The sequence below is a fragment of the Microbacterium sp. NPDC089695 genome, assembly GCF_044749085.1.
GTDB lineage: Bacteria > Actinomycetota > Actinomycetes > Actinomycetales > Microbacteriaceae > Microbacterium.
Genome location: NZ_JBIVHG010000002.1, coordinates 291,411 through 302,743, shown reverse-complemented (window position 1 = coordinate 302,743; position 11,333 = coordinate 291,411). Strand labels below are relative to the sequence as shown.

11 protein-coding genes are annotated in these 11,333 nt (G+C 64.3%); 8 read left to right on the top strand and 3 right to left on the bottom strand.

Features of this window, described 5'->3' with window-relative positions; genetic code table 11:
* Window positions 1-435: 435 nt before the first annotated feature.
* The 5 genes from ACIPYT_RS14560 to bla all read left to right on the top strand — a co-directional run bounded on the left by ACIPYT_RS14560 (window position 436) and on the right by bla (window position 4,818).
* Window positions 436-777: a hypothetical protein gene (locus ACIPYT_RS14560; RefSeq protein WP_401075659.1), complete on the top strand. Its 342-nt coding sequence runs from the start codon at window positions 436-438 to the stop codon at window positions 775-777.
* Between the two features lie 2 nt (window positions 778-779).
* The gene (locus ACIPYT_RS14555) at window positions 780-1,916 is read left to right on the top strand and encodes a peptidoglycan-binding protein (protein ID WP_401075656.1); all 1,137 of its coding nucleotides are present in this window, start codon (window positions 780-782) and stop codon (window positions 1,914-1,916) included.
* On the top strand, window positions 1,913-2,605 hold the full coding sequence (locus tag ACIPYT_RS14550) for an ABC transporter ATP-binding protein (RefSeq protein ID WP_401075654.1): 693 nt from the start codon (window positions 1,913-1,915) through the stop codon (window positions 2,603-2,605). The genes ACIPYT_RS14555 and ACIPYT_RS14550 overlap by 4 nt, the downstream gene beginning before the upstream one ends.
* Window positions 2,602-3,825 carry an ABC transporter permease gene (locus tag ACIPYT_RS14545; protein ID WP_401075651.1) on the top strand — a complete coding sequence of 408 codons (1,224 nt, stop codon included), beginning with the start codon at window positions 2,602-2,604 and terminating at the stop codon, window positions 3,823-3,825. The genes ACIPYT_RS14550 and ACIPYT_RS14545 overlap by 4 nt, the downstream gene beginning before the upstream one ends.
* Window positions 3,826-3,903: 78 nt before the next feature.
* Window positions 3,904-4,818 carry a class A beta-lactamase gene (gene bla, locus ACIPYT_RS14540; RefSeq protein ID WP_401075648.1) on the top strand — a complete coding sequence of 305 codons (915 nt, stop codon included), beginning with the start codon at window positions 3,904-3,906 and terminating at the stop codon, window positions 4,816-4,818.
* 19 nt (window positions 4,819-4,837) lie between these two features.
* Here the strand turns inward: bla and ACIPYT_RS14535 are convergent, their stop codons facing one another.
* Both ACIPYT_RS14535 and ACIPYT_RS14530 read right to left on the bottom strand, forming a co-directional pair.
* Window positions 4,838-5,953, bottom strand: a complete 1,116-nt coding sequence (locus ACIPYT_RS14535; RefSeq protein ID WP_401075646.1) for a sensor histidine kinase — start codon at window positions 5,951-5,953, stop codon at window positions 4,838-4,840.
* 108 nt (window positions 5,954-6,061) lie between these two features.
* Window positions 6,062-6,736 (bottom strand): response regulator transcription factor, encoded by a 675-nt coding sequence (locus ACIPYT_RS14530; protein WP_401075644.1) that lies wholly within the window; start codon window positions 6,734-6,736, stop codon window positions 6,062-6,064.
* 394 nt (window positions 6,737-7,130) lie between these two features.
* Here ACIPYT_RS14530 and ACIPYT_RS14525 point away from each other — a divergent pair, with 394 nt between their 5' ends.
* Together ACIPYT_RS14525 and ACIPYT_RS14520 are read left to right on the top strand one after the other, a co-directional pair.
* The gene (locus tag ACIPYT_RS14525) at window positions 7,131-7,556 is read left to right on the top strand and encodes an OsmC family peroxiredoxin (RefSeq protein WP_401075641.1); all 426 of its coding nucleotides are present in this window, start codon (window positions 7,131-7,133) and stop codon (window positions 7,554-7,556) included.
* Window positions 7,557-7,725: 169 nt separating this feature from the next.
* Window positions 7,726-8,871 (top strand): hypothetical protein, encoded by a 1,146-nt coding sequence (locus ACIPYT_RS14520; RefSeq protein WP_401075639.1) that lies wholly within the window; start codon window positions 7,726-7,728, stop codon window positions 8,869-8,871.
* Here ACIPYT_RS14520 and ACIPYT_RS14515 read toward each other — a convergent pair.
* Window positions 8,840-9,664: a S1 family peptidase gene (locus ACIPYT_RS14515; protein ID WP_401075636.1), complete on the bottom strand. Its 825-nt coding sequence runs from the start codon at window positions 9,662-9,664 to the stop codon at window positions 8,840-8,842. The two genes, ACIPYT_RS14520 and ACIPYT_RS14515, sit on opposite strands and share 32 nt — an antisense overlap.
* A gap of 168 nt (window positions 9,665-9,832) precedes the next feature.
* On the opposite strand from ACIPYT_RS14515, the gene ACIPYT_RS14510 reads away from it, so the two are divergent.
* Window positions 9,833-10,144: a hypothetical protein gene (locus ACIPYT_RS14510; RefSeq protein ID WP_401075633.1), complete on the top strand. Its 312-nt coding sequence runs from the start codon at window positions 9,833-9,835 to the stop codon at window positions 10,142-10,144.
* Window positions 10,145-11,333 lie beyond the last annotated feature (1,189 nt).

The window sequence follows — 11,333 nt, the reverse complement described above, 5'->3', positions numbered from 1 at the left end:
GCGCTTCACGCCGTCCTTGGTCTGCTCCTCGACCCGGTGGCCGACCTTGGTCGGCTTCTTGGTCGAGGAGGGGGGATGCACGGTGGCGGACTGGCCTCCACGCACACCCCGTCCATCCAGTCTCGCTGGTCGTATATGCGAGCGATGATGCCTCAGGCAGCACTTCGGAATCACAGAGGTGGCCCATAGCCCCGGTGAACGCCCCCTTTACGGTCCGACCAGTGAACTGGAAGACATCACCTCACGAAAGGACACCTCATGTCACTGACACCCGCCATCCGTTCCCCTCGGGCTCTTCTCGTCTCCCTCCTGGCCGTACCGGCGATCGCGCTGGGCCTCGCGGGATGCGCGACTCCTGCACCAGAGGAGACGGCTCCGTCCGGCTCCTCCTCTTCCGCCCCTCGATACGACGATTATCACGAGTGGCAGCTCGCCATGGCCGAGTGCCTCCGGGGCGAGGGCATCGATGTCCCCGACCTCGATGATGATGGCGGGGTTGTCAAGGGCGAGAGCGCCGATTACGACACGGAAGCGTTCGAAGTTGCGCAGCAGAAGTGCGCGGACGAGGTCGGTACACCGCCGGCGGCGTCTGAAAGGAAGCAGTCAGGTGGAGGAGACGACTTCGCCGAGTTCACGCGCAAGGCCGTCGAGTGCTATCGAGAGAAAGGCTACGAGGTCGTCGACCCTGCCCCGAACGAGCCCCTCGCGGTCCCCAGCGACGCCCCCGAAGAGGTCGTCGCAGAGTGCGGCGGTCAGGCCATGAAGATCGGAGGCTGACCTTGCACGCTTCGATCCATGCCGTCGACGGTGACGAACGCGAATCGCTGGAATCGCCCCAGTCCAGACCGCCGAGAAGAAGATCCCTCCTATGGGGTGTGGCGGTCGCAGCGGTCATCTCCGTCAGCGCCGGCGGAATCTTCGCCATTCAGTCGACTTCCACGGCATCGGACGATGCCGCCTCGTCCGATGCTGCGGATCTCTCGACGGTGAAAGTCGAGTCGGGCACGTTGGCCGGCACATCGACGGTGCCAGGGGTTCTCGACTACTCCGGGAAGCGCGATCTCTCCACCGGTCTCAGCGGCGTCATCACCGCCGTGTCGGCACCCGGCGAGACGAAAGGCCGTGGAGAGGCGCTGTTCTCCGTGAACAATCAGAAGGTGATCCTTCTCACCGGCACTCTTCCGCCGTGGCGCGGGTTCGAACAGGGAATGGACGACGGCCCTGACGTGAAGCAACTCGAGCAGAATCTGCGGGAGCTCGGCTACCTCGACGTCGAACCTGACGAAGAATTCTCCTGGTGGACCGAGGAGGCGATCGAGGACTTGCAGCACGCACTCGGGGAGGAGGAGACGGGTCGACTGGACCTCGGGCGGTTCGTCGTCTCGAATGAGCCCGTGCGCATCTTCGACGTCCCCGCAGATGTGGGCGCGCAAGTCGGCGCCGGCACAGCGGTCCTCACTGTCTCCTCATCGGCACAGGATGTCACCGCCGACCTCAAGCTCGCGGATCAGAAGCTCGCGGTCGTCGGGGCTCCCGTCGAGATCAATCTTCCTGGCGGCGGCTCGACCACGGGGGTGATCACCGAGGTGGACCCGCCCACAGAGCGCGAAACGAACGGATCGACGGCCGTCGTCGTTCCCGTGACCATCACTCTCGATGACGCCGAGGCCGCCGCCGGGTTCCAGCGCGCGAACGTGACGGTGGACGTGCCCTCGGAGATTCGCGAAGGCGTTCTCTCCGTGCCCGTCGAAGCACTCCTCGCGTTGCCGGACGGCAACTTCGCTGTCGAATCGCCGACCGCCGACGGCGACACTCAGACGATTCCCGTCACGACCGGACTGTTCGCCGGGGGCAGGGTCGAAATCAGCGGCGATGGTGTGAAAGCCGGCATGGATGTCGTGGTGCCGTCAGCATGAACAGTATCGTCGAACTCGAGAACGTCGAACGCGAGTACGGTCATCCACCCGTGCGAGCATGCGCCGGGGTGTCACTGAGCATCGCTCCCGGGGAGCTCGTCGCGATCGTCGGTCCCAGCGGTTCGGGAAAGTCCACGCTGCTGAATTTGATCGGCACGCTCGACAAACCCACCTCCGGGGTCGCGATGATCAGCGGAGCGGACATCCAGCGGCTCACCGACCGTCAACTCTCGGCACTGCGCGCGCACCGTATCGGCTTCGTCTTCCAGCAGTTCCACCTCTCGGATGGAGTGACTGCTGTCGACAACGTCGCAGACGGGCTTCTCTACACCGGTGTGCCGCGAGCCGTTCGTCGCGAACGTGCTCGCCGTGCGCTCGACAAGGTCGGGCTCTCCCACCGCCACACCCACAAGCCCGCGCAGATGTCAGGTGGTGAACGTCAACGCGTGGCCATCGCTCGCGCGGTGGTGGGAGACCCACCTCTGCTGCTGGCCGACGAACCGACCGGCAACCTCGACACCAGTTCGGGAGCCGCGATCGTCGAACTCCTTCATGAACTGAACCGTTCAGGGACGACCATCATCGTCATCACTCATGACGTCGAACTCGCGCGGATGCTGCCGCGTCAGATCGCGATTCGGGATGGACGCGTCGTCAGCGACAGCCGTCTGACGGGAGCGAACCTATGAATGCGCGCGCTGAAACGACTGCCACGTCCGCAGAGGAAGCGCCGCAGACCGGCCGTTCATCGCTCCGCGGCGATGATGTGCTGCACCTGGGGGCGAGCGGGCTGCGCACGCGACCGATGCGCGCGTTCCTCTCCGCGCTCGGCATCGCGATCGGAATCGCCGCGATGATCGCCGTCGTCGGCATCTCCACGTCCAGTCAAGCGAACCTTCAAGCCCAACTCGAGTCGTTGGGCACCAACCTGCTCACCGCATCGGCTAACGAAGCCATCGATGACGTCATCCTCCCGGAGGACACGATTCCCAAGGTGAGGAACATGGAAGGAGTGCTGGGAGCGAGCGGTACAGGTGAGATCGATGCGAACATCTACCGTTCTCAGCTCATCAACGAGAAGGCCACGGGAGGAATCGGGGTGCTCGCCGCCGACCATGACCTTCTTGATGTGGTCGGCGCTGATCTTGCAGTCGGGGCGTGGTTGAATCCGGCGACTGCGGCGTTTCCGACCGTCGTGCTCGGGTCAGAAGCGGCAGAGCTGCTGGGAGTGGTGACCGTCGGCACGCAGGTATGGCTCGGTGGACACCACTTCACGGTGATCGGAATCCTGAACAGCTCCGTACTCGCCCCGGAACTCGACCGGTCAGCGCTCATCGGCTTCGACATCGCCGAGGAGCTGTTCGACTTCAATCGCAGCCCCTCCATCGTGTATCAGCGCAGCGAAGAGGATCTCATCGATCAGATCCGCGATCTGCTCCCCGCAACGGTGAACCCCCAAGCGCCGCAAGAAGTCGCGGTCTCCCGACCGTCGGACGCGTTGGCGGCAAAATCTGCCTCCGATCAAGCATTCACCGGGCTTCTTGTGGGTCTTGGCTCTGTCGCGCTGTTCGTCGGCGGCATCGGGGTGGCGAACACCATGATCATCTCGGTTCTCGAGCGTCGCCGCGAGATCGGGCTTCGACGCGCGCTGGGGGCGACGCGAGCACACATCCGCATGCAGTTCCTCGTGGAAGCCCTCCTGCTGTCGGCGCTCGGTGGCATCTTCGGCGTCGTGCTCGGCGTCATCGTCACCGCAGTCTTCGCCTCGCTCAACGGATGGAAGTTCTCCGTGCCGTTGATCGTCCTGACCGCTGCGATCGGAAGCACGCTCGCGATCGGCGCGATCGCAGGGATCTATCCGGCCGTGCGAGCAGCACGCACTCCGCCCACAGCGGCGCTCGCGTCCTAATCGAACGCCGGCTCCGGCGGCCGCACACCGGCCGGAGCCGGCGCCTCGATCCGACCTGCACATATCTGAAGGAAGTTCATGAACACCTCTGCATCCGCATTGATCGCTTCGCTCATCACCGCCCTGACGCTCCTCACCGGATGCGCGGCGGTTTCTGAATCGGGGCGTGATGCGTCACCGTCGGAGTCTGCGTCCGTCGATGAGATCGATCTCATACAGATCGAGCTGAAACGACTCGAAGAAGAATACGACGCACGCGTCGGTCTGCAGGTCATCGACACCGGCACAGGCGAGCGACACGCTTTTCGTGCGGATGAGAGGTTCGGGTTCGCGTCGTCGATCAAAGCGCTGGCCGTTGCGGTGCTCCTCCACCAGACGTCCGCCGAAGAGCGGTCACAACGCATGATGTGGACGAAGAGTGACGTCGAGGAGGCCGGTTACTCACCGGTGACGGAACTCCACGTCGCTGACGGGATGACGCTCGACGAGCTCGCGGAGGCGACGGTCAGGTTCAGTGACAATACAGCACTCAACGTCCTGCTCGAGTACCTCGGTGGCCCCGCCGCTGTGCAGCAGAAGCTGCGAGAAGCAGGCGACCCGACCACGGTGCTCACCGACTATGAACCCGAACTCAACGACACTGTGCCAGGGAACCCGGCGAACACGACCACTCCGGCCGCATTCGGCATCCTTCTCGCAGCCGCCGTCGAGGGAACGTGGTTGTCCGAAGACGATGCGGAAAAGCTGATCACGTGGATGACCGGCAACGCGACGGGCGACGCTCTCATCCGAGCGTCTGCACCGGAGGGGTGGACGGTGTCCGACAAGTCCGGCGGCGCCGGCGCGAAGCGCAACGATATTGCTGTGGTCTACCCGCCGGGCGAGGACCCGCTCGTCATCACGATCCTCACGGAGAAGAATGACCCCGAAGTCGACTACGAGGATGCGCTCGTCGCCGATGTCGCGCGCGTCGTGTTCGATGCCTCGCGATGACATGCGACGAAGGAAGTTCTCACGTGTCACGCCGCGCGGAAGCGGGGGTCTCGGGTGAACTGCGCGATCTCAAGGTGAGGCTGATGTCGAGGCCGCCCTTGCGACGAGTCCGCACCTCGAGGCGCGCACCGTTGGCATCGGCGATCGCTGCGACGAGGGCGAGACCCAGGCCGTGCCCGTCAGGGTGGCCGGAGCGTCGCACGCGGTCACGGCCGCGGGTGAACGGCTCGCACAGCTCCTGGGCCCGCTCCGCTGAGATCTGCTCACCGTCGTTGCTGATTCGCAGGATCACCCCGGCATCCGACCGCGCCAGAGATATCCGCACCTCCCCGCCGGGTCGGTTGTGACGGACTGCATTGCTCACCAGGTTCCCGATCGCCTGGCGGATCAGCACGCGGTCTCCGACAGCGTGAGGGGTCCACGGCGGGAGTTCGACTCGAACCCTCAGCCGTCCGCCTTCGATCTCATCTTGGCGGGGCGCCAAGGCGTCGGCCACCAGTTCGGCGACGTCGATGAGATCGCACGAGACGACCTGGCCATCAGCGCGGGCGAGATCCAGCAGAGCCTCGACCATCTCGCTGTGGCGCAGATTGGTATCGAGCAGCCGCTTCGCAACCGTCCGATAATCCTCGATCGTCGCCAGCGGGTCTGCGAGGGTCACCTCGAGCAGGGTTCGCGTCGTCGCCAGGGGGGTCCGTAGTTCGTGGGAGGCGTTGGCAGCGAACCTGCGTTGCGCTTCGAAGGAACGACCAACTTTGCTCAGCATGTCATCGAACGTATCGGAGAGGTCCTTCACCTCGTCCTGAGGCCCGTTCAATGCGACCCGGTGGTCGAACCGGCCGTTGCCGGCAGCGCGGGCTGCGGCATTTATGAGGTGCAAAGGCCGCAGTAGCCGGCCGGCCAGAACCCATGAGATCGCAGCGCCCGATACGATCACCGCGAGCAATACGACCAATGAGACTGCGAGCGAAGTGTTCAGCACATCAGCAGCCGAGTGCAATGTCAGCTCGCCTTTGCGTACAGTGCCATCGACGTCGGGGGTGACGGACGAGCGATAGGGAGCAGTCGGGGGAGCACTGGAGATCGGGGAGTAGACGGGCACGATCCGCATGAACAGATTCACGACCGCGATCATGCTTATCCCCGCAGCTGCCGTGAGAGCCGTGAACATGAGCGACAGTCGGGTGCGGAGCGTCAGTCGCGCTCGCCGACGCACGGATCCCGGTCGTGCTCCAGTCATCGACTACCCCTTCGCGCGCGGCGCGCCGAACTGGTACCCGACTCCAGGAGTCGTGTGTATCACCCACGGCTCACCCAGGTGACGACGCAAGTTCGAGATGGTGACGCGGACGGTGTTAGTGAACGGATCCGCGTTCTCGTCCCAGGCTTTCTCCAACAGAGTCTCGGCGCTGAGAACCCCTCCATCGGCGGCCATCAGCAGCTCTAACACGCTCAGCTCCTTCGGCGGCAACTGGACATCGATCCCGTCGCGGGTGAGAGTCCGCCGAAACGGATCCAAATGCAGGCCGTGGCCGGCGAGCACAGGGGGCCGAGGGGGCCCGCTACGACGTCCCAATGCTCGAACCCGCGCCACGAGCTCGGCGAAGTCGAACGGCTTCGCGAGGTAGTCGTCCGCGCCGTACGAGAAGCCAGCGACCTTATCGTCGAGGCTGCGGGCGGCAGTGAGCATGAGGACGCGGCAGGAGGCGCGCTCTTGGCTGAGCCATTCGCATACATCGTCGCCGTGCGTCCCTGGGATGTCGCGGTCCAACACGGCGACGTCGTAGTCGTTGACGCCAAGATTCTGGAGTGCCACATCTCCGTCGAACGCGAGGTCGACAGCCATTCCCTCGCGGCGCAGTCCCGTCTGGATCGCCTCCGCCAGGTATGCCTCATCCTCGACGATCAATACGCGCATGGTGGCTCCTCTCAAGATAAAAAATCTAGTCATCTAAAATTTACCAAATCGACCTGATGGTCGGGTCCTCTCGACCATCGCATTCCTCTGCGACGAGCTCCTCCTGAGGAGAAGCGTGCTGCCCTCGGCGGAGCGTGGAAGCGACTGCGGGCGGATGATCATGGTGCCGCGTCATGAGGAAACCCTTCGGCGAGGGATGACTGCACCCTGCTATCCGACAGCGGCGTGTGTTAAGGCAGCGTTGGCTCGCTGAGGAGCCTTGAGCACGGAGCGGTTTGCGACGGTCGTTCTCGTCGGGCCGAATATGGTCGCGTAACGGTGGCTTAACGCCCGCCTTCATATCGTCGCATTGACACATTCGATACGGCCTCGGCCGGCAAGAGCAGGAGTCATCATGACGATCAAGAACGAAGCGAAGACCACGTGGACCGGCACCCTCATCGACGGATCGGGAAGCACGACGCTCGCGACTTCGAACGCGGCCGAGTTCGCTGTCGATTGGCGCGCGCGCAGTGAAGGTGCCGGGCCGAAGACCACTCCGGAGGAACTCATCGCGGCAGCGCTCTCGACGTGCTTCAGCATGGCGCTTTCGCACGCCCTCGTGGAGAACGGCACGGCTCCGACGCGTGTCGACACGGTTGCCGGCGTCGACTTCGTTCCCGGCATCGGAATCACCGGTGCGCGACTCGATGTGAACGCAACAGTCCCCGGTCTGGCGGAGCGTGAGCTCATCCAGATCGCGGAAGGCGTGCGAACGGGCTGCCCGGTGTCGCAGGCTCTGTCGGGCGTGCGGATCTCGATCGAAGTCAACGCCGCCTGAGCCATGAAGGAAGGGCGGCATCCGAGTCAGCGGTGCCGCCCTCCCTCTTCGTTGCCTCCCTTACGGTCGACGCTGATCGCCTACGGCCGGGGCGTCGAAGGCGAGCCGTGCCGGTACGCGCATTCACACGATGTGAAGCAGTGAAGCGGAAGCAAAGGAGTGATAGGTAATGGCCCCACCAAACGAGGAGATCGCTGTCATCGGGTCGAGTATCGCCGGCCTCGCGGTCGCTCGGGTGCTGGCCGATTTCGGTCATCCTGTGACCGTGTTCGATCGACGGCGCGACTTCCGCGATGACGGATTCGGCATCTGTCTGCCGCAGACGGTGTACATCAACGCGATCGGCGAGGGGCTCATCACGGGACAGCTGCCTGTGTTCACGTTGACGCGTCGACGCTGGCTACGCAAGGATGCCCGCACCAGGCGAAGTGTCGAGCTGTGGGACCAGGAAGTCGCGCCCTCAGTCGTCGCTCTGCGGTGGTCCAGTCTCCGCGACGCCCTCGCGTCCCGAGTCCCGCGCTCCGTGACGCAGAACCACGCGACTGCGCGGTCCGTCGATATCGTCGGTTCGCGCGTGCGAATCGAGTTCGCGGATTGCGCCGCGCAGCTGTTCGATCACGTGGTCGGCGCGGACGGAGTGCATTCCGTGGTTCGCTCGGCGCAGATCCCCGTGACTCCGAGGCTCGCGTCGTACAGATGCTGGCGCGGAACGATCACGAGCTACACGCCTCCGGCGGGGATCCGTGTTCACGATGGAATCACCATCGTCTTCGACGGCGGTCACCTCGTCGCGTATCCCGTTCCCGGCCCTGCAGGCGCAGCGGTACTCAACTGGGTTCTCTACTCCTCCCGACATGAAGAAGCCGTCGATGTCGAGGACGCCCTCCCATCAGACTGGGCCGAGCTCATAGACCTCGCGCGCGCTGGCCCTTTCCCGGTGCGTGACCTCGAGCTCCCTCAGAACGCGATGGAGCGCCACCTCCTCGTCGGTGACGCAGCCAGCATCACACGCCCGCACACCGCCAGCGGCGCGAGCAAGGCGCTCACCGACGCCATGACCCTTCGACGGCTGCTGCACGGGTACGGAGATATCGACTCATCGCGGCGGGCCTTTGCTGATCTTCGCATCCCCGCTGGCAATGAACTCGTCCACCTGGGACGCCGACTAGGGCGGTCCCAGGTGGAGAGTACGCCCGCGTGGAACACCATGAATGCAGAGACACTCCAGGCCTGGGCGATGGCGACCGTCGCCGGGGCCGACAGCTACCTCTATAAGGAGAAGCTCATCGGATCAGGTCGGAAGCTCCGGTCCTGATCTGGTCCTGAATCCATGTCGAGAACAGGGTGACATCGGTCCACACGGACACACCGGGGGCTGCAGAATTGCTCGTTCCCACCAGGCGCCGACCCTCGGCAGTGTCCGCGATGAGCGGCCCGCCAGAATCTCCGGGGACGATGCCTGAGCCGGAAGGGTCGATCATGCACAGTCGGGCAGGTGCGTAGTCGTTCGCCGGGGGACAATCCCCGGCGGGACTCAGGGTGACGTCGAGTTCGTGGAGAAGAGTGGTCGGAGTGGCATCCCAGTCCAGAAAGCCCCAGCCGAAGGTCTTCATGGGGGAGGAGCGATCCGGGAGCTCATCGGCGACCCGCATCGGTTCGATCGTCGTCGTTTCGCTCAGCTTCAGCAGTGCAAGGTCGGGTCCGAACATCTCGCGGGTCTCCGGATCAAACCACGCATCCGGATGGTTGATCACTTCTTCAATGCCGACGAACTCGCCTTCGGTGTGGTCGTTCGATCCCAGCCGCACCCCCTCCGGAAGCTCCACTGCAACGCAGTGGTAGGCGGTGAGAACCCAATTCTCGTCGATGAGTGTGCCGGTGCAATGGTGATCTCCCCCGAATTGCACTGATGCCACCCACGGTTCCGGGGTGTCTGATTCGTCACCGCCGGTGATCGCGAGCGCAGGGGACGCGCCGATCAGAGCGAAGGCTCCGATCAGGGTGCAGGCGACCGTCGATGATCCGAGGAGACGGCTGCGATGCCGAGCGTGGCCGCGGATGTGCGCATCGCTTGCTGCCCGCTGGCGAGGAGGTGGTGGGATTCGCATGATGGGACCCTTCGTTGACGTGAGTAGCGAACACCGAGAGCCTGTCAGCGCGGATATAACGCCGTCATCAAGGTGGGTGCCCCTTCTCCGAACAGAGTTCGTTTACAGCCAGTAGACGCCGTGCGTGAGCTCATGGATATCAGTCCGATAGAAGGAGTTGGAAAGTCGATGAGCACACGAGCGGAACGCGTACGGATGATCGTTCTCGAAGAGATGTCCCGAGCGGACCGGGAACAGGTGGTGGGTGGCGAAGCAGCAAGATTCAGGGTCGGAAACGCCGCTGAGGTATGGCGACTGACGCTGATGGCGTCCGATGCGACGGTGGTCGCCGAATCGCTCTTCATGATGCCGCTGACTGACCGGTCCATCGATGCTGTCCGAGATCGCGCCTTCAGTCTTCTCGCGTGTGTGGGCCTTCGCCCTTCGACGCGCTGGCGCCGCACCGCGGATAGCCGCATCGGCGGGTCCATCACGCAGTGATCGTGGCGTCAACGCGGTAGCCATGCTACAGGTCCTCGATCCGGAGCCGAAGTTGGCGCACGACCGTCATCCTAGCGACGTCGCACGTCGCACGTCGCACGTCGTAAACCGGCGCGAGTGCGATCTGTCCTGCGATGCTGACGATGTTCGTCGGGCGGGCAGTGCTTCGAGCGAACCCACCGCAGGGCGTGCCGGGTCTGAGCGGCAACGAGGATCAGCGGTGTGAAGGTCGCTGCGATATGGTCCAGTGAGACCAAGGTCATCAGGGGCAGTGCGCGGCTGACCAAGCATTCCAGGACGGTGATCACTTCGCGATTGCTGTCTCCGCCCTGGCCCGACGGAGACCACTCGTCGCTGCAGCTGCCCTACTCGTCCATCGAACATTTTGCGTGAGGGAGCGACAATGACGCCCGCCGCTGCCGGAAGGATGCACGCGTCGATCGGAACGGCCGCGTCGGGCAGGAGTGCGTGACCGGGCGCGAACATGGCGAACAGGGCCGATCCGGTCATTGCCCAAATGGCCGGCGCGGACGCGACGGCGCGGTGCGCCGCTCGGCGGCTGAGGGGGAGCATCCCGCTCCCGTGGCGCATGTCCTGACCGACCGCCTCGGGCTACGGAAACTTCAACGCCGAGATCATGGACGGTAACAGTGTCACCTGCAACACCTACGTCACCGGACCGCTCGTCAAGACGGCGAAGTCCACTGGGCGTAGTGCGGTCGTCAACTGCGGGTAGGCGAGACGCAGCGTAGGGCTGACGCAGGAGTCAGCGACATCTGATCTGGCCTGTGCGGGAGCGCTGCCTCGCCCTCGGTCAGATCACGGTCGCCTCTCGGATCTCGCGCAGACTTGGGCCCTCAGCGCAGGCGTCTTCATACCGAGGAACCCGATTTTACCGAGCTGGAACCAGCCGGGGAGAAGCACACGGCGACCTGCGCATTGCAGTGAGTCCTCGGTGGCCGCCAGAGCAGAGCCAGTATCCGCCTCGACAAGGAGCGCCGATTGACTATCCCGGGTGCTCATATATCGATATATATTGAGCATCACATGTTCCGCGTCACACATCTGGATGCCGGGCCTCGGCCTGAGGGCGGTCCAGTGCGCCGTCGCAGCGCTTGGGCTGGGGCGGCTGCGGTCTTGGTGTTGGTCGGATTGTCAGCGGCCGTTCTGCCGACCTCCGCTCCACCGG